This is a genomic window from Pseudomonas sp. AM8 (assembly GCF_036346475.1).
In the GTDB taxonomy this organism is placed as follows: domain Bacteria; phylum Pseudomonadota; class Gammaproteobacteria; order Pseudomonadales; family Pseudomonadaceae; genus Aquipseudomonas; species Aquipseudomonas marginalis.
The window spans coordinates 78,694-96,333 of sequence record NZ_JAOTNX010000008.1 but is presented as its reverse complement, the minus strand read 5'-3'; the positions used below and the strand labels follow the sequence as shown (position 1 = coordinate 96,333).

General features: G+C 56.8%; 13 protein-coding genes and 3 pseudogenes. 11 read left to right on the top strand and 5 right to left on the bottom strand.

Annotated elements, in window-relative coordinates; translation table 11 throughout:
* Positions 1-124 precede the first annotated feature (124 nt).
* Both V3W40_RS19550 and V3W40_RS19545 read left to right on the top strand, forming a co-directional pair.
* Positions 125-574, top strand: a complete 450-nt coding sequence (locus V3W40_RS19550) for a hypothetical protein (protein WP_330208743.1) — start codon at positions 125-127, stop codon at positions 572-574.
* Positions 575-611: 37 nt separating this feature from the next.
* The gene (locus tag V3W40_RS19545) at positions 612-1,028 is read left to right on the top strand and encodes a hypothetical protein (RefSeq protein WP_330215522.1); all 417 of its coding nucleotides are present in this window, start codon (positions 612-614) and stop codon (positions 1,026-1,028) included.
* Positions 1,029-1,171: 143 nt separating this feature from the next.
* Here V3W40_RS19545 and V3W40_RS19540 read toward each other — a convergent pair whose 3' ends face one another.
* Positions 1,172-1,366, bottom strand: a complete 195-nt coding sequence (locus V3W40_RS19540; RefSeq protein ID WP_330215521.1) for a hypothetical protein — start codon at positions 1,364-1,366, stop codon at positions 1,172-1,174.
* 197 nt (positions 1,367-1,563) lie between these two features.
* On the opposite strand from V3W40_RS19540, the pseudogene V3W40_RS19535 reads away from it, so the two are divergent.
* Together V3W40_RS19535 and V3W40_RS34790 are read left to right on the top strand one after the other, a co-directional pair.
* A pseudogene (locus tag V3W40_RS19535) lies at positions 1,564-2,511 on the top strand (IS630 family transposase).
* Positions 2,512-3,093: 582 nt separating this feature from the next.
* Positions 3,094-4,246, top strand: a pseudogene (locus V3W40_RS34790) (ISL3 family transposase).
* 6 nt (positions 4,247-4,252) lie between these two features.
* Here the strand turns inward: V3W40_RS34790 and V3W40_RS19515 are convergent.
* The 4 genes from V3W40_RS19515 to V3W40_RS19500 all read right to left on the bottom strand — a co-directional run bounded on the left by V3W40_RS19515 (position 4,253) and on the right by V3W40_RS19500 (position 8,392).
* A complete protein-coding gene (locus tag V3W40_RS19515) occupies positions 4,253-5,197 on the bottom strand; it encodes a LysR family transcriptional regulator (RefSeq protein ID WP_330208739.1) in 945 nt (314 codons plus the stop codon).
* Positions 5,198-5,266: 69 nt separating this feature from the next.
* A complete protein-coding gene (locus V3W40_RS19510) occupies positions 5,267-6,796 on the bottom strand; it encodes a tripartite tricarboxylate transporter permease (protein WP_330208738.1) in 1,530 nt (509 codons plus the stop codon).
* On the bottom strand, positions 6,793-7,326 hold the full coding sequence (locus V3W40_RS19505; RefSeq protein WP_330215520.1) for a tripartite tricarboxylate transporter TctB family protein: 534 nt from the start codon (positions 7,324-7,326) through the stop codon (positions 6,793-6,795). Before V3W40_RS19505 ends, V3W40_RS19510 begins: the two co-directional genes overlap by 4 nt.
* Positions 7,327-7,378: 52 nt before the next feature.
* Entirely contained in the window at positions 7,379-8,392 is a 1,014-nt protein-coding gene (locus V3W40_RS19500; protein WP_330208736.1) for a Bug family tripartite tricarboxylate transporter substrate binding protein, read from the bottom strand.
* A gap of 380 nt (positions 8,393-8,772) precedes the next feature.
* Between V3W40_RS19500 and V3W40_RS19495 the strand changes: the two genes are divergently transcribed.
* The 7 genes and pseudogenes from V3W40_RS19495 (at position 8,773) to V3W40_RS19465 (ending at position 17,630) form a co-directional block, all read left to right on the top strand.
* Entirely contained in the window at positions 8,773-10,119 is a 1,347-nt protein-coding gene (locus V3W40_RS19495) for an MFS transporter (protein WP_330215519.1), read from the top strand.
* The gene (locus V3W40_RS19490) at positions 10,112-11,083 is read left to right on the top strand and encodes an amidohydrolase family protein (protein WP_330208734.1); all 972 of its coding nucleotides are present in this window, start codon (positions 10,112-10,114) and stop codon (positions 11,081-11,083) included. The genes V3W40_RS19495 and V3W40_RS19490 overlap by 8 nt, the downstream gene beginning before the upstream one ends.
* On the top strand, positions 11,080-12,084 hold the full coding sequence (locus tag V3W40_RS19485) for a 4-hydroxythreonine-4-phosphate dehydrogenase PdxA (RefSeq protein WP_330208733.1): 1,005 nt from the start codon (positions 11,080-11,082) through the stop codon (positions 12,082-12,084). Before V3W40_RS19490 ends, V3W40_RS19485 begins: the two co-directional genes overlap by 4 nt.
* A 339-nt stretch (positions 12,085-12,423) precedes the next feature.
* Positions 12,424-13,749, top strand: coding sequence for an MFS transporter (locus V3W40_RS19480; protein ID WP_330215518.1), 1,326 nt, complete (start codon positions 12,424-12,426; stop codon positions 13,747-13,749).
* A 33-nt stretch (positions 13,750-13,782) separates the two neighbouring features.
* Positions 13,783-14,958 (top strand): L-rhamnonate dehydratase, encoded by a 1,176-nt coding sequence (locus V3W40_RS19475; protein ID WP_330208731.1) that lies wholly within the window; start codon positions 13,783-13,785, stop codon positions 14,956-14,958.
* Between the two features lie 53 nt (positions 14,959-15,011).
* Complete coding sequence (araD1, locus tag V3W40_RS19470; protein WP_330215517.1) at positions 15,012-16,007, top strand: AraD1 family protein; 996 nt, start codon at positions 15,012-15,014, stop codon at positions 16,005-16,007.
* Positions 16,008-16,049: 42 nt separating this feature from the next.
* Positions 16,050-17,630: pseudogene (locus V3W40_RS19465) on the top strand (aldehyde dehydrogenase (NADP(+))).
* The last annotated feature ends 10 nt before the right edge of the window (positions 17,631-17,640 follow it).

Here is a 17,640-nt window from a genome sequence, read left to right as displayed (position 1 = left end):
AGAGTGGGGCGCTTCGTTTGTGCTTGTGTCAAGAGGGGTAGTATTTCTTAGCTGGCTGAAAATTCTAGAAATTACAGACTACCAATATGGTTTGTCGATAATTGAACGTGAATGGATGATAGTGATGTCTAACCTTTGTAATCACTGGCTAATCTCGCTGGAAGAAAAAAATAGAGCCGGTAAAGAACTAATTCGTCAGATTAGAGCTTTGCATTTCTCAGTAAAGATGATCACCAAGCTGGTGTCTGTCCGAGATAATTCGCTATTTTTTGAAGGGGCGGGGAGTGCTTCGGGATTAATTATATATCAGAATAGTGCCCAGGATGCAAATTCTCTTAATAGTGATTTGCAAAAGTCCTTAGATAAGGCGCGGTTTCTGATAAAAGATTTTATTGTTGATTCTTCGACGCTTCTACGTGATGTCGAATCATATGTATTAACTGCACCGCCTCAAAAAGACTTAAAGCCGCTAGTTGATATGTGCTTTGCTGTGAACGAATTAGTCTGTGTGCTTGAGGGCTGGCAGAATAATTGCCTGAAGCAGACGATGATTGGACATGGTGGAGATCGTTGAGGTAGTGGTTGCACTGGGACTATAACGAGAGGGTTATGTGGAAATGGATAAAAAATTAGTTGGATCAGTTCAAGTCCTTAAGGATGCTCAAGAGGTCGTTGCCAAGTCAGTTGCGGGGCTTATCCAGACTATACGAATTACCGAAAATAAGATGTCTGTTGTGGTCCGTGAAGTTCGTAATTGTGAAAAGTCAGGCCTAGAAAGCTTAGAGGGGCAACTTTACATTTTGGCTGTAGAAATTGATAGTATGAAAGATTTAGCTTTTAAACACTTGAATCTTCTTTCGAATAAAATTGATTCCTGCCTAAATATGGTGTCCAAACAGATCAATATGCTAGGAAGTGAAGTCGACAAAAGCCGTTTTTCGGTTTTGCTCTCTCAATGCTTATTACAGCTTGAAGATTTTAAATTGCAAGTAGAATTTTTGAGATGGGATGTTGATCGAAAAGTTTAACAAGCGATTTTGAATAAGGGGGGGTGAACTATTCGATATGTTATTCTGATATTTTTGTTGGCTTTGTATTTAGGGGTTAGTATGTTTTTTATTAGGCTTAAAGAAAGTATCAAGGGAATCAGTATTTTTTTTGCTTGCGATTTTTATAGCATAGGCGCTTTGGCATCTTTTCCCATAAGTCCGAATTCAGCGGAGGTGTTTGGGCTGTAAGGGATGGTCTGAATAGTCATGCTTTTCTGGCTGACTTCAGCCTCCGCTGATTTTGAAAACAAATCGACCAAAACAATCAGATCATCCCTAATGGATTGGAGCTTGGAGCAAGCGTCGAGTGTTGGCATAACAAATTCGGTGATGAAAACAGGAACCACAAAGCAGTTGGCACCAATTGTAGTTGTCGATTATCATTTTGACGCCTTTACATGATCTTTAGAATTTCACTAAGCTAGTGTGCTGTTCTCGAATTAACATTTCTTCGGTTTTGGCTATACTTCCAGCGTCATCCAAAGTTCGGAGAAGCGCAGGTGTATATCCCAAAATCGTCCTCAGCCCAGAAGAACACGCCGAGCTTGGCCGGCGCGTGTGTTCGGCCACCATCAGCCAGCACGACGGTCGCCGGGCACGGCGGTTCTATTGGCAGCTCAAGGCTGCACACGAGTCTAAATTGCCCGGCTGACCGGGTTTCACTCCCCGTTATCACTTACTGATTGTCAGCGCTTTCAAGCTCAGCGGCTGGACGGTTTGCTCGATAAGCCAGGTCGGGGTCGTAAACCTTTTCTGCCCCTTGAAGCCGTGCGTAGTATCCTTGAGCAAGCCACTCAAGAGCGCATCTGTGACCCACGGTGGAGCTGCGAAGCATGGCCCGAGCGGAATTTCGGCCACCAGCGTGCCCAAACTTTGTGCTGCCAATGACTTGAAACCGCATCTGACCCGTACCTTCAAACTGTCCAATGATCCGCATTTCGAAGAGGAATTTTGGGATGTGATCGGGCTGTATCTCGACCCGCCAGACAAGGCGTGGTGCTCTGCTGCAATGAGAAAAGCCAGGTTCAAGCCCTAGAGCGCACGCAGCCTGGTTTGCCTCTGGGTATCAGTCATATCCGTGCGCACTCGCACGATTACATCCGCCATGGCCTGGCACTTGTTCACTGGGTTGGATTATCTTCAAGGACGCTAGATCAGTTGCGTGCGTCAACACCGGCATCAGGAGTGGTTGGAGTTCCTAAAAAAATCAATTGCGAAACGCCAAAACATCTTCAATTGCACCTGATCGTGGACAATTACGCCACGCACAAACACCCGAAAGTGAAGGCCTGGCTCGAAAGCACAAGCGCTTCTATATGCATGTCACCCCGACCTCCAGTTCGTGGATGAAGATGGTTGAAATGCTCAGCCGACTCGCTACGTCTGGAATGCGAAAGGGGAGGATATTTTGAACAAGCTACAGCGAGCCCGTGAGGCGATGGCCTCACAGGCTGGAAGGTAAATTATTTCGAGAACAGCAAATTAGCTTCAAGCGAGTGTGACGATTTAAGAGTTATTCGTAACTACTAGTTCGCTTATCGTCTTTCACGCGTATCTTAAATGTTATGCGTGTTGGCGATTTTATGGGAAAACCTTGGCCGAGATAGGGGTGCTAAAATGTTGGTTTCTAGTTTTTTGGAACTGCCGTAATTTGGTGTGTGGCAGGTTTAACTGTTGATTTGAGTTTTTAATTTAGAATAAAAAGTTTGATGCTTTAAATTTTAAACTTCTTTGCGTGCTTTTTTAGTGTATATAAATTTTACGTTGTTAATCTAAATTTCGAGCACCTCTTTTTCTGCTGTGGTTCTGTCTTAAGGGGTTGTGGTCAATATTTATTGCTGTCCAGAACCATCTAAAGATAGCTAGAAAACGAATCGTTTCAGGCGCTTATTTATGGTTCTTCACGGAATCCCGGGAAACACAGAAACAAGAACGCCGATTTGATTGATGATGTTCGTGCGAGCAAACACATCTAAAAAACCGGCGTTCTTATGCGTGATATTAATACTTTCCTTCTTTTTGGGAGGGCTTTTCTGTCGTCACGATCAAGCCCGATGTTGACGCTCTAAAGATCGATCTGATTCCCCACACCACCCGATTCCCGTCCTGCGGCGGCTGCCAAAAACCTTGTTCAACCACTCATGAGTATTGCGAGCGAACCGTTCGTGATCTGCCCATTCTCGGTCGCGCGGTGCGCCTCAGCATTTTGCTCAGGCGTGTTGGCTGCCGCGACTGTGGAAAACGCATGGAGGCCGTCAGTTGGCTGGATCGCTATGCCCGCATGACGCGCCGCTTGGCCGAGGCGGTCATTCAGGCCTGCGAGCGCCTTCCCACCCTGCACGTGGCCCAGATGTTTGGACTGCATTGGGACACTGTTCGGTTGCTGGAGCGTCGAGCCTTGCAGGCGGTGTTGAGTGAGTTGCCGAAGGCGTAACCACGACGCCTGATCATGGACGAGTTCGCGTTATTCAAAGGTCATCGTTACGCCAGCGTTGTGCTGGATGCCGATACACGACGAGTGCTGTGGATCGGTGAAGGCCGTAGCCGAGCGGCAGTCAGGCCGTTCTTCGAGGAGCTGGGGCCGGAGGGCTGCGCTCGAATCGAAGCGGTGGCGATGGACATGAATACTGTTTTTGATCTGGAGGTTCGCCAGCATTGCCCGAAAGCGCGAGTGGTCTACGACCTTTTCCATGTGGTGGCCAAATATGGCCGAGAGGTGATTGATCGGGTCCGCGTCGACGAAGCTAATCGGCTGCGTCATAACAAGCCGGCTCGCAAGGTCATCAAGCAGGCACGATGGCTGTTGCTGCGTAACCCACAGAACCTGAAAGCGCCGGAACAACAGGTCCATTTGCAGGATTTATTGGAGGCCAACCAATCGCTGATGACAGTTTATTTGATGAAGGCTGAACTCAAAACGCTCTGGACACCGAGCACTGCCTGGACCTGGAGATCGGCCTGGAAGCAATGGCTGCGCCATGCATATGAAAGCGAAATACCGGCTCTGATCCAGTTTGCCAAACGGCTAAAGGGTTATTGGCGGGGCATCGTCAGTCGGGTTCGCTGGCCGATGCGCACCGGTCAGTTGGAAGGAATAAACAATCGAATAAAGGTCATCAAACGGATGGCGTACGGTTACCGGGATAGCGAATTCTTCTTCATGAAGATCAAGAGCGTCTTTTCCCGGTAATCCGTGATGAACCTTATTTATTGGGTGAGGCGTGTTCGGCCCGTACCGAATTCATGAACGCCTGCATGGCTGAAGACTGAATGCGGTGGCGCCGTGTGATCAGCCCGAACGGTGGAAGTCGTGCTTCAAATTGGATCGGCAATACCGCCAGCAAATCGCGGCCGGGATAATCCTCCACCACCGACACTGGGGTTACCCCGAGCATGTCGGTCTGCTGGATCAACGACAGCAACGTCATGATCGAAGTGGTTTCAACGATGCTGCTGGGAATATCGACCCGGGCGTTGTGAAACACCTGATTGATGATAGCGCGCATCGGGCTTGGATGCTGTTGCAGGACCCAGGTCATGTTTTGCAACTCGGCCCAGCTCAGTTGCTTCTTCTGCGCCAAGGGACTTTGCGCACCGGCAATGACACACAGAGCTTCTTCACCGAGGCTGTCGAACAACAACTCTTCGGCCCGCGCCCCGGCGGGAATCCTGCCCAGGACAATATCTAGTTGGTCCTGCAACAGCGCCTGAACCAGCACGTCACTGGTGTCAACCTGAATGCTCATGGACAAACGCGGATGGCTTTGTTTGAGGGTGGCGATGGTGCGCGTCAGCAGCCCCGAGGCCAGGGCCGGAATGGCCCCGACTGCGACCCGGCCGAGGTTGCCGGATTCTAGCGCGACCAGCTCTTCGCGCATGCCGCTGAGTTCGGCAAACACCATGCGCGCGTAGTAAATGACGGTGTCCCCGAACGGCGTCGAACGCATGCCGCGCGGCAGGCGTTCGAAGAGTTCGACACCGAGCAGGTTCTCGGCCTCGTGCAGCATCTTGGTGGCTGCCGGTTGCGTCATACCGATGTGGTCGGCGGCCCGGCGCAACGAGCCGAACTCCTGCAACGCCAACATCAGCCGAAGTTGGCGCAGACGCAGTCGACTGTGAATCACATTGGCATCAGGAATACGGGTCATGGGCCACGTTCGGAAAAAAGTTTGCGGCCAGACTGCCAACAAATTCCAGACGTTGCCAGCCTTCCCGCATCACAGCACTGATTTGCTCTTGGCGACATGAGGTTTACGCAGGCCTGTCAGGGTGTGCAGCACCTTGGAAAGTAGCGGCCAGAAAAGCATCAACAGCGCTGCCGTGGTCAGGCTACCTACCAGTGGGTTGGACCAATAAATTCCCAGGTGCCCGTCGGAGAACAGCATCGACTGCCGAAACGCGTCCTCAGCCTTGTCCCCCAGTACCGCGGCCAACACCAACGGTGCGATCGGATAACCGAGTTTTTTGAACAGATACCCCAGCGCACCGAAGCCCAGCATCAGCACCACATCGAAGAACGAGTTATGCACTGAATAGGCGCCGATGGCACAGACCATGATGATGATCGGCGCAATGATCGAGAACGGAATGCGCAGGATCGAGGCGAATAATGGCACCGTGGCCAACACCACGATCAGACTCACGATGTTGCCCAGGTACATGCTGGCGATCAGGCCCCAGACGAAGTCGTGCTGCTCGACGAATAAGGTCGGTCCAGGATGCAGACCCCATATCATCAAGCCACCGAGCATGACTGCGGCAGTGGCCGAACCCGGGATGCCCAGGGTCAACATCGGTAGCAGGGCGCTGGTGCCGGCAGCGTGGTCGGCGGTTTCCGGGGCGATCACGCCTTCGAGTTCACCCTTGCCGAAATTGTCGCGGTTCTTCGAGAATCTTCGCGCCAAGCTATAGCTCATGAACGAAGCGGCGGTGGGGCCACCGGGCGTGATACCCATCCAACAACCCACCAGCGTACTGCGCACGATGGTCAGCCAGTAACGCGGTAATTTGGCCCAGGTGCGCAGGATCACCATCGGCGTGATCCGTGCATGTTCGCCGCGAAATACCAGACCTTCCTCGACGGTGCAGAGGATCTCGCCGATTCCGAACAGGCCGATTACCGCAACTTCGAAACTGATGCCGGTCATCAGGATCGGCTGGTCGAAGGTCAGGCGCAGGTTGCCGGACACGGTGTCCATGCCGACTGCCGCCATGGCGAAGCCGATCATCATCGCGACCACAGTTTTCAATGGCGGGTTTTTGCTCATGCCGATAAAGGTGCAGAACGCCAGCAGATACACCGCGAAGAATTCCGGCGAGCTGAAGGACATGGCAAACGTGGCGATCCGCGTCGATAGGAACGTCAGCAACAACACTCCGGCCAAGGCACCGATCAGCGCCGAGCTGAAAGCAGCAGTGAGGGCCTCGGCGGCACGACCTCCGCGGGCCATGGGGTAGCCGTCGAACGTCGTCGCTACCGATGAGGGCTCACCGGGGATGTTGAAAAGAATCGAAGTTATCGAGCCGCCAAACAGCGCGCCCCAATACATGCACGACAGCAGAATGATCGCCGATACCGGCGACATGGTGAACGTCAGCGGCAGTAGCAGCGCTACGCCATTGGGTGCACCGAGGCCGGGCAATACGCCGACCAGAATGCCCAGCAGTACGCCGATCACCATCAGGCCGATATGGCTCGGGGTCAGGATCAGGTTCATGCCTTGCAGCAGTGAATCGAACTCGCTCATTTGAACTGCCTCCCGGCGAGCGCCAGCCATTCGCCTAGCGGCCCGGCATCCAGCGGGACCTTGAACCACAACGCGAAAATCAAATAGCTGGCGAGCACGGCGCCAAGGGACACGCTGGCGATCATCCACTTCCCGTATGGTTGGGGACGAACCCTGTCACGCCACATGAACCAAGCGATGAAACAGGTTGACGCTATGTAGAGACCGGTGATTGGCATGGCCCCCACAAAAAGTGCGAAGGGAATGAACACCGACAGCACTTGCCTGAACGCATGGCGGCTGACGAACGAGACGCTTAGGGCGTGCCAGCGGACCACGGTCAACACGCCGTTACCGACGCTGGCGGCGCTCAACAGCAAGCCAATGTAGAAGGGGAAATAACCCGGTTCGGGGCCGGAATCGCCCCAGCCAATACCTTGTTCGACGCTACCGAACATCACCACCACGCCAATCAGGGTGGTGAACAACGTCAGGCCGAGTTCGACCCAATGGGCGCCGATCAGCGCCGGTGAATCCGAAGAATGGGACATGAAACACCTCCAGCAGGTGACGGCCGATCGCTCGCGGACGGCCGTGAGCAACTCAGTTTTTCAGCCAGCCGGCCTCTTTAAATACGGGTGTAACGCGGGCGGTGTCCTGTTCGATATAAGCGGTCAGCGGCTCACCTTCGAGGAAGGTCGGCACCAGCGCATTCTGCGTGACGTAGGCCTTGAACTCAGGTGTCTGGGTGACTTTGCGCATCAGCTCGACATAGAACGCCTGCTGTTCGGCGGTGACGTCGCCGGGCATGAACACCGTGCGCGGGAAACGGTACTGATCGATGCCCAGTCCTTGCTCGTGGCATGTCGGCACATCTGCCCAGGATTTGTCGCCCGTAACTTTCTCGGTATAGGTCATGCGTTCTTTGCTGAACACGCACAGCGGTTCGACCTGGTCGCCTCGCCATTGGCTGATGCTTTCACTGGGATTATTGACGTTGGCGGCGATGTGTTTTCCGGCCAATTGGGTCGCGGCTTCGCTACCGCTTTTGAACGGGATGTACACCAGTTTGCTGCCGGTGGTCTGATTCAGCAGCAAGGTCAGGGTCTGGTCGACGTCTTTGGACTGGCTGCCGCCCATGCGCAGATTCGACGGATCTGCTTTGACCGCTTCGTAGAAACCTTTCGCATCCTTCCACGATGCACCTTTGTAGCTCCAGAGAATGAAGTCGTCCTCAGCCAGGGCCGCCACAGGGGTCAGTTCCTGCCACTGGTAACCGAGCTTGGAAACCAGCGGCAAAAGGTAGATGTTGTTGGTGCCGATCACCAGTTTTTCGGGATCGCCCTTGTTCATCTTCAAGTCGAGGAACGCTTCGGCGCCATTGCCGCCGCCCTTGTTGAGGACGATGGTGTTGACCTCCAGCAGTTTGTGGGTGGTGATTATCGACTGGATCAGGCGACCGAGCTGGTCGGTGCCGCCGCCAGGGCCGCCGGCCACGACGATTTCGACGTTCTTGTCCGGTTGCCAGGCATCAGCGAACGCGGGAAGGGTATTGGCGGCGAGCAACGTGCAAGCCACGAGCAGGCGGGATGTGCGACGAGCAAATGCAGTTCGCATGGAAGGGCCTCATTCTTGTAATTGTTATGAGTGACTTGTCTGCGCTCGAAAGCCGCAAGCCTGGCCGGAGTGTGGGAAGCCGTCGCCGTCGCGTCTAGTCAAAACAAAACATATACCGATATCCTCAGGTTATAGGTACTAAACCCTAGATCGGCGGTAATCGCTCAAAGAGTTGCGCCAGAGTGTTTTGCGAAGAAAGTAAGGTGCGCCGTCAATGGATGAAAGTCTCCTGAAAACAGGACATGCAATAACCCAAGGCTATCGCGGTATATCAAGTATTGATTAGACGGTAATCACTGTGCCTTCAATAGTGCTCGGCAAGAGCCGCCATTAAGCGGTGAACGTTGCACCTACAACAATAATAAAACGAGGTACGCACCATGGCTCGTCCCAGTGCTTCCCTGCATCTGCCAGGCGCCAACACCCAGCCAGCGTCAGTGGCAATACCGCAAGTTCAAGCCGCCCCCCGCAACGCCAGCAATGTGCGCTGGCGCATCTTTGCTCTTATCTTCGCGTTGACGATGGTCAACCTGATCGACCGGGTGTCGCTGTCCATTGCGATGCCGACCATCGCTCACGAATTCTCCCTGTCGCCGAGCGTGCAAGGGCTAATCCTCAGCAGTTTCTTCTGGGCCTATGCCTTATTGCAGATTCCCGGCGGCTGGCTGATCGATCGTTTCGGCCCACACCGGGTGATCAGTTGGTCCACCGGGCTGTGGGGCACATTTCAGGTGATCGCCGCATTTGCCACAGGCGGTTTATCGTTACTGTTCGCCCGAGTCGCACTCGGTGCAGCAGAGGCGCCGTTGTTCCCTTCGGGCGGAAAACTGATTTCCTTGTGGCTGGCCCCCAGTGAGCGCAGTCGTGGGGCTGTGCTGATGGACAGCGGAAGTCCGTTGGGCGTGGCGATTGGCGGGTTGATCATCGCTTACCTGATTGCTTCACTGGACTCCTGGCGCCTAGCCTTCGTAATCGCGGGTGTAGCGACCCTCGCCTTGGCCTGGCTAGCGCGACGTTATCTGCGGGACGACCCGGCCAGCCACCCGCAAGTGAATGCGCTGGAGCTTGAGAAGATCAACGCCGGCCGGGCCACTCCGGCGGCGGAAGCCGCACGTCTTCGGGTCAAAGGCCTAGGCATTGCCGCGCGATCGCTCAGTGGCTTGCTGATCGGGCGTGCCAGTTGGGCGATGGAATATTTCGGCCTGTTGACCTGGGGGCCGAGTTATTTGGCCCAGGCCCGAGGGTTCGATATCAAGGGCATCGGCGCCGCAACTTTCGTGATTTTTATCTGCGGAGCGTTGGGTTCGTTGACCGGCGGTTTCCTCTGCGACGGGCTGATTCGCAAGGGCGTCAGCCGGGGTGTGGCGGTCAAGAGTCTGTTGGCGTTCTCGGGTGTGGCGGCCCTTGCTGCGTTCCTGTTGCTGCCAACGCTGAGCAATGCTTTTGCGGCAGTGGCGTTGTTGGCCATGACCGCGTTTTTCTTGATGTGGGGCAGCCTCTACTGGAGCTTTCCTGCATTACTGGCTGCACCGGCGCGGGTCGGGTTGATCGGTGGCGTGATGAACATGGCCGGCAGCACGGGCGGAATTGCGGTGCCGATTTTGGTGGGCATTATTTTGCAAATGACCGGAGGTTTTGCTCCGGTATTGGGGTTCTTCGCGGTGTGCTCGGCGATCTTCGTCGTGGCGACATTGTTCATCAGCCTGGACGAGGTGCGCCATGCCTGAATTCTCCTCCGGCACTGCATGGTGTGGCCCGATCATCGACGCTCATCATCACTTCTGGGACCCGTCGATCAACGATCATCCATGGCTCGCCCCCGACGCCCATATCCCGTTTCGCTACGGTGATTACAGCAAGATCAAGCGGCGCTACTTTCCCGATGATTACTTCGCCGATGCTGGTGCTCATGACGTCGTGAAAACGGTGTACGTCGAGACGGAGTGGAACCCGCAAGACCCGATTGGTGAAACCCGTTTCATCGAAAGTTTGGCCGCCCGCTATGGCGTGCCGAACGCCATCGTGGCGCAGGCCTGGCTCGATCATCCGGATGCCATCGCCGTCCTCACCGAGCAGGCCAGTTTCAAGTGCGTGCGCAGCGTTCGCCACAAACCCGGCGGCCCTGTTGCACCGGAACAGGTGGGCCGGGTGCGCAGTTTGATGAGCAACGAGCAGTGGCGTCGCGGTTATTCGGCGCTTGAGGGCCTGGGCTTGCATTTCGACTTGCAGACCCCTTGGTGGAACCTGAACGAGGCGGAGCGCCTGGCCCGGGATTTTCCCGGCACCACACAGATTCTCAACCATGCCGGTTTGCCCAATGATCGCAGTGCTGAAGGCTTGGCAGCCTGGCGTTTGGCGATGGCGCGGCTGGCGGAATGGCCGAACGTGCAGGTTAAGATTTCCGGGCTGGGGCAGGGGGGGCGGGCGTGGCGCCCCAAAGACAATCACTGGATCGTGCGCGAGGTGATCGCGATGTTCGGCACCGAGCGAGCGATGTTCGCCAGCAACTTTCCCGTCGACAGCTTGTGCGGCTCGTTCGACGACATTTACAGCGGTTTCAAATCCATCGTTGCTGATCTACCGATAGCCGATCAGGAACGTCTGTTCTACAGCAACGCGCAGCGCATTTATTGCTGCGAACCTTGCGCCATTGAGCGCGCAGGGGCTCAAGCCTTGAGGAGAGAAGCATGAACAAGACAGCCATCGCCATGGTCCTGGGCGACCCGGCAGGCATAGGCGCGGAACTTATCGCACGCTTGCTAGGCGACCCCTTGGTGCGCGGTCAGGCGAATGTGATTCTGATCGCCGACGAGGCCGAAATGAAGCGTGGCATGCGCATCTGCGGCAAGGAGTTTCCCTACCGGCGCGTCGAGTCGTTGGAGCAACTGTCGTTTATCGATGACACGCCGCTCTTCTACGATTTTCGTGGAGACGCCGTTGGCGAGTTTCCCCGCAGTGAAGCAAGCGTCATCGGTGGTCGCTACAGCCTCGATACCCTGGAAAAAGCACTGCGCCTGACTGAAGCAGGCACCACCAACGCGGTGTTGTTCGGACCGTTGAACAAGACCTCACTGCACATGGCCGGCATGGCGCATAGCGATGAGTTGCACTGGTTTGCCGAGTTGCTGGATTTCCACGGGCCGTTCTGCGAATTCAATGTGCTGGATAATCTCTGGACCTCGCGGGTGACATCGCACGTGGCCTTGTCTGAGGTACCAGGGATGCTCAGCCAGGCGCGGGTGCTGAAGGCAATTCAATTGATCCACACGGCCCTAAAGCGAAATGGCCTGGAAAAACCGCGCATCGGTGTCTGCGGGTTGAATCCCCATAACGGCGACAATGGCTCGTTCGGTCGTGAAGAACTGGACATCATCGGCCCAGCCGTTCGCTCGGCGCAGGCGCTGGGGATTGCGGCGGAGGGGCCGTATCCGGGAGACACGATTTTCCTCAAGGTTCAGGGCGATGCTAGCGCCTTCGACGCAGTGGTGACGATGTACCACGACCAGGGGCAGATCGCGATCAAGTTGATGGGTTTTTCCCGTGGGGTCACCGTGCAGGGCGGCTTGCCGATCCCGATCACCACACCGGCCCACGGGACTGCTTTTGATATCGCAGGGCAGGGCAAGGCCAACGTAGGAGCTATACGGCAGGCATTCGAGATTGCCTGCCGCATGGGCACAAACAACTACTAAACACGCAGTTCCCCTGTGGGAGCGGGCTTGCTCGCGAATGCGGCATTACAGACACCTTCGTAGTGACTGTCAGTGCGCTATCGCGAGCAAGCCCGCTCTCACATTTTTTTGTGTTTTGCCTGATAACCATTTCTGGGCGATAACTGCTTCGTGTGATTACCCCAGGTTATCGATGGATGTGCATAAGTGATTATCCGCCGCCCCTGGAGCTGGCTAAAGTCGCTCCATCGAGTAACCAGAGTCGGCCACTAGCGCCACCTCGATCACTCGATTCGACAACTACAAAAAGCCTGTCTTGTCATTTCCGCAAGGCACATACCGGCAGCAAAGGAACTTCACATGACCCGTCCAGACTCCGTACTGGCTTTGACCAGCGCCATCTCCAAAAGCCGGCTGCGTTTACTGCCGTTCCTGATCCTGATGTATATCCTCGCCTTTATAGACCGCTCCAACGTCGGCTTCGCCAAAGCCGCATTGCAGGCCGATACCGGGCTGGGCGATGCGGCGTTTGCCTTCGGTGCGAGCATCTTCTTCATCGGTTACGCGTTCTTCGAAGTCCCCAGCAACTATATGCTGCACCGCCTCGGCGCCAAGGTCTGGCTGTGTCGGATCATGGTCACTTGGGGCCTGGTGTCGGCGGCGATGATGTTCGCCCAAAACGCCGAAATCTTCTATGTGCTGCGCTTTATGCTAGACGTTGCTGAAGCAGGTTTCTTCCCGGGCATCATCCTTTACCTCACCTACTGGTTCCCTGCGCGGAGCCGTCGCCAGGCACTCGGTCTGTTCTATTTCGGCCTGCCGCTGGCGCTGGTGTTGGGCATTCCGTTGTCGGGCTGGTTGCTGGACTTCCACGGCGTGTTCGGCCTGACCAACTGGCAGTGGCTGTTCGTCGTCGAAGGCCTGATGGCGTCGGTGGTCGGCATCGCGGCTTACTTCTATCTGGTCAACCGTCCGGCCCAAGCCACCTGGTTGAGCGTCGAAGAAAAACAGGCGCTGGAAACCGCGCTGAGTGAAGAAGACGCGCGGAAAAAAGACAGCAGCCCCCGCGGTTTTTTGAGTGCCTTGCGCAACCCTCGGGTGCTGCAATTCTGCCTGGCGTATTTCACGATTCAGATGAGTGTCGACGGCGTGGTGTTCTACCTGCCGACGAGGATTGCCGGTTTGCTCGACGGCCATGTCGGCCTCAACGTCGGCCTGATCACTGCGATCCCATGGGTCTGCGCCCTGATCGTGACCCGCATCGTCACTCGCTACGCCGACCGGACCGGCCAACACCGTCAGCCCGCCGTGTGCATGCTGACCATGGCCGCCCTCGGCATCGCCGCCTCGGCGCTGGGCACCAGCGTGGTCCCGGTCGTCCTGGCGTTCTGTTTCGCGGCGGCCGGTTTCGTCTCGGTGCAGCCACTGTTCTGGACCATTCCCACCAGTTACCTCAGCGGTGCTGCAGCTGCCGGCGGGATCGCCCTGATCAACTCCATCGGCAACCTCGGGGGCTTCGTCGCGCCGAACCTGAAAACCGTGATGGAAAGCAGCTTCGCCGACCCTCGCGCCGGCATGTTTGCTCTGGCCCTGGTCGGCATCGTGGGCGCTGTCCTGTTGTCCCGACTTCGTACCACCCACACACCCGCATCCCCCTCGCAGCTCACACCGGCTCAGGTTGGCTGATCACTACCAAAGCGTTAGCAAGGAATTGAACTCATGAAAATCACAGCGATCCGTACCCGCGTTTTCGAGTGGAAAGGCAAAGTCGTTCCACCTCAAGCGCACTTCTGCACCAACGCCAGCGACATCCTGTTCGAGCGCGGCGACGCCATGGGCTCGTTCCGTTTCCATGGCTGGCTGGTGGTGGAAGTCGAGACCGATATGGGCCTCGTCGGCATCGGTAACTGCGCCCTGGCCCCGCGTGTGGCGAAGGAAATCATCGACACCTACCTGGCGCCCATCGCCATCGGCGAAGATCCATTCGACAACGAATACATTTGGCAGAAGATGTACCGCCAAAGTCACGCATGGGGCCGCAAAGGCATCGGCATGGCGGCGATCTCGGCAATCGACATCGCGATCTGGGACATCATGGGCAAAGCCGTCAACAAACCGGTGTTCAAGTTGCTCGGTGGCCGCACCAAGGAAAAAATCTGGACCTACGCCTCCAAGCTCTACGCCAACGACAACCTCGATCTGTTCCTCGAAGAAGCCCAAGGCTATCTGAACCAGGGCTTCACCGCGCTGAAAATGCGCTTCGGCTACGGCCCGAAAGACGGCCCAGCGGGCATGCGCAAGAACATCGAACAAGTGCGCGCCCTGCGTAACCTCGCCGGGCCGGACATCGACATCATGCTCGAGTGCTACATGGGCTGGACCCTGGAGTACGCGCGTCGCATGCTGCCAAAACTCGCTGAGTTCGAACCGCGTTGGCTCGAAGAACCGGTGATCGCCGACGACATCGAAGGCTACATCGAGCTGAAAAAAATGGGGACCATGCCGATCTCCGGCGGCGAGCATGAGTTCACTTCCTACGGCTTCAAAGACCTGCTCGAACGCCGTGCCGTGGACGTGATCCAGTACGACACCAACCGCGTCGGCGGCATCACCGCTGCGCGCAAGATCAACGCCATGGCCGAAGCCTGGTCGGTACCGGTGATCCCGCACGCGGGCCAGATGCACAACTATCACCTGACCATGTCCACCACCGCCTCGCCGATGGCCGAGTTCTTCCCGGTGTTCGACGTCGAAGTCGGCAACGAACTCTTCTACTACGTGTTCAAGGGCGAGCCGCAACCGGTCAACGGCTACATCCAGCTTGACGACAGCAAACCGGGCCTGGGCCTGGAAATCTCCGATGAATACCTGAGTGACTTCAACATCATCGAGTGATGCCGATGCGCCGCTCGCGAGCGGCGCCATCCACGACTTTCTGGAGGGCCGACATGCGCCTGATTCAATTTGAAAACACCGCTGGTGAACGCCAGGTCGGCCTCGTCGAGGGCACGCAGGTCCAGATGCTCAACGGCACCCGCAGCACCCGCGAACTGGCCCTCGCAGCGATCCGCGCCCAGCGCAGCCTGCACGATGAAGTGGCCCAGCGTGGCACCGAACCGGGCCCCGACTACGCGCAATTGCTGCAACAGGGCTGCGTGCTGCCACCGCTGGACCACGAAGACCCGGCTCACTGCCTGATCAGCGGCACTGGCCTGACCCATTTGGGCAGCGCCTCGGCCCGGGACAAAATGCACCAGCATGAAGGCGAAGTCGAAGCGGGTATGACCGACACCATGCGCATCTTCAAATGGGGTCTGGAGGGCGGAAAACCGGCGGCCGGGCAGGTCGGGGCGCAGCCGGAATGGTTCTACAAAGGTGACGGCAACATCGTTGTCCGCCCCGGCGCCGACTTCCCGGTGCCGCCGTTTGCCGAGGACGCCGGCGAAGAGCCGGAGCTGACCGGCCTCTATGTGATCGGCGACGACGGCCAACCGTATCGCCTCGGTTACGCGCTGGGCAACGAGTTCTCCGACCATGTGATGGAGCGGCGTAATTACCTCTATCTGGCCCACTCGAAACTGCGGTTCTGCGCCTATGGTCCGGAGTTGCGCGTCGGTGAATTGCCCAAGCACTTGGCGGACACCAGCCGCATCATTCGCGATGGGGAAACCCTCTGGGAAAAGGAATTTCTCAGCGGCGAAGACAACATGTGCCACAGCCTCGCCAACCTCGAATTCCATCACTTTAAATACGCGCAGTTTTTGCGTCCCGGCGATGTGCACGTGCATTACTTCGGCACCGCCACGCTGTCGTTTGCCGATGGGGTGAAAACCCAGCCGGGGGATCGCTTCCAGATCAAACTAGATGCGTTCGGCGCTGCGTTGGAAAACGGCATCGGCGAAAGCGCCCAGCCGCTAGCTATCGCGCAAGTCCTTGCGCTATAAGCCTTTAACCACCGGCGCTGTTGACCGGTCGAGGAAAACCAAATGACCACGTTGCTCGGACACAACTACATCGCAGGCCAGCGCAGCGCCAATGGCGCAGTGCAACTGCAAAGTCTTGACGCCAAGACAGGCGAGTCACTACCCGGCACCTTCTTCCAGGCCACTGAAGCTGAAGTCGATGCCGCCGCCCAAGCGGCAGCCGCCGCGTATCCGACCTAACACAACCTGAGTGCGGAAAAGCGCGCGACGTTCCTCGACGCCATCGCCGATGAGATCGATGCACTAGGCGATGAATTCGTCGCCACTGTGTGCCGCGAAACCGCGTTGCCGGCCGGCCGCATCCAAGGCGAACGCGACCGCACCAGCGGCCAGATGCGTTTGTTCGCCAAGGTCGTGCGGCGTGGCGATTTCTATGGGGCGCGCATCGATCAAGCGTTGCCGGAACGCCAGCCATTGCCGCGTCCGGACCTGCGTCAATACCGCATCGCCATCGGGCCGGTGACGGTGTTCGGCGCCAGCAACTTTCCGCTGGCGTTTTCCACCGCCGGCGGCGATACCGCGTCAGCATTGGCCGCTGGTTGCCCAGTGGTCTTCAAGGCCCACAGCGGGCATATGGCAACGGCTGAGTGGGTTGCGGACGCGATCATCCGCGCCGCCGAGCTCACCGGTATGCCGGCCGGGGTGTTCAACATGATTTATGGAGGCGGCGTCGGTGAGCGGCTGGTCAAGCACCCGTCGATTCAAGCGGTGGGCTTTACCGGTTCGCTCAAGGGCGGCAATGCCCTGAGCCAAATGGCCGCCGCCCGCCAGCAGCCGATCCCGGTGTTTGCCGAGATGTCGAGCATCAACCCGGTGTTCCTGCTGCCCGAAGCCTTGGCGGTGCGCGGCGAGCAGGTCGCGTCGCAATTGGCGGGGTCGGTCACGTTGGGGTGTGGCCAGTTCTGCACCAATCCGGGCTTGGTGGTGGGTATTCGCTCGTCGCATTTCAGCGCATTTCTAGAGCAATTCTGCGCTCACATGAACACACAACCGTCGCAAACCATGCTCAATGCCGGCGCGCTGGACAGCTACCGCCGAGGACTCGATGAGCTGCACGAACATGTAGGGTTGATGCACTTGGCAGGTCAACCGCAGCAGGGCCCACAGGCCTGGCCGCAAGTGTTCAAGGCCGACGTCAGTCTGCTGATCAAGGGCGATGAATTACTCCAGGAAGAAGTATTTGGCCCGACCACGATCGTCATCGAAGTTGAAGATCAGGCTCAGTTGGCAGCGGCGCTCCATGGCTTGCGCGGTCAATTGACAGCGACGTTGATTGGCGAGGCGGATGAACTGCTGGAGTACCGTTGGCTGGCCGAATCGCTTCAGGAAAAGGTCGGGCGGATATTGCTCAATGGCTATCCGACTGGCGTTGAAGTATGCGAAGCGATGGTGCATGGCGGACCGTATCCGGCGACGTCGGACTCACGCGGAACGTCGGTGGGGACTTTGGCGATTGACCGTTTCCTGCGGCCAGTCTGTTTTCAGAATTATCCGGACGCCCTGTTACCGGAGGCTTTGCAGAATGCCAATCCTTTGGGGATTCGGCGGTTGGTAGATGGCGAACCGAGCGAAGCGAAATTGTAGTTTTCGATTA

Excerpts from the sequence above, each read along its gene's own strand:
- V3W40_RS19550 (WP_330208743.1), top strand. The coding sequence starts at position 125 with ATGTCTAACCTTTGTAATCACTGGCTAATCTCGCTGGAAGAAAAAAAT.
- V3W40_RS19540 (WP_330215521.1), bottom strand. The coding sequence starts at position 1,366 with ATGCCAACACTCGACGCTTGCTCCAAGCTCCAATCCATTAGGGATGAT.
- V3W40_RS19515 (WP_330208739.1), bottom strand. The coding sequence starts at position 5,197 with ATGACCCGTATTCCTGATGCCAATGTGATTCACAGTCGACTGCGTCTG.
- V3W40_RS19510 (WP_330208738.1), bottom strand. The coding sequence starts at position 6,796 with ATGAGCGAGTTCGATTCACTGCTGCAAGGCATGAACCTGATCCTGACC.
- V3W40_RS19505 (WP_330215520.1), bottom strand. The coding sequence starts at position 7,326 with ATGTCCCATTCTTCGGATTCACCGGCGCTGATCGGCGCCCATTGGGTC.
- V3W40_RS19500 (WP_330208736.1), bottom strand. The coding sequence starts at position 8,392 with ATGCGAACTGCATTTGCTCGTCGCACATCCCGCCTGCTCGTGGCTTGC.
- V3W40_RS19495 (WP_330215519.1), top strand. The coding sequence starts at position 8,773 with ATGGCTCGTCCCAGTGCTTCCCTGCATCTGCCAGGCGCCAACACCCAG.
- V3W40_RS19490 (WP_330208734.1), top strand. The coding sequence starts at position 10,112 with ATGCCTGAATTCTCCTCCGGCACTGCATGGTGTGGCCCGATCATCGAC.
- V3W40_RS19485 (WP_330208733.1), top strand. The coding sequence starts at position 11,080 with ATGAACAAGACAGCCATCGCCATGGTCCTGGGCGACCCGGCAGGCATA.
- V3W40_RS19480 (WP_330215518.1), top strand. The coding sequence starts at position 12,424 with ATGACCCGTCCAGACTCCGTACTGGCTTTGACCAGCGCCATCTCCAAA.
- V3W40_RS19475 (WP_330208731.1), top strand. The coding sequence starts at position 13,783 with ATGAAAATCACAGCGATCCGTACCCGCGTTTTCGAGTGGAAAGGCAAA.
- araD1 (WP_330215517.1), top strand. The coding sequence starts at position 15,012 with ATGCGCCTGATTCAATTTGAAAACACCGCTGGTGAACGCCAGGTCGGC.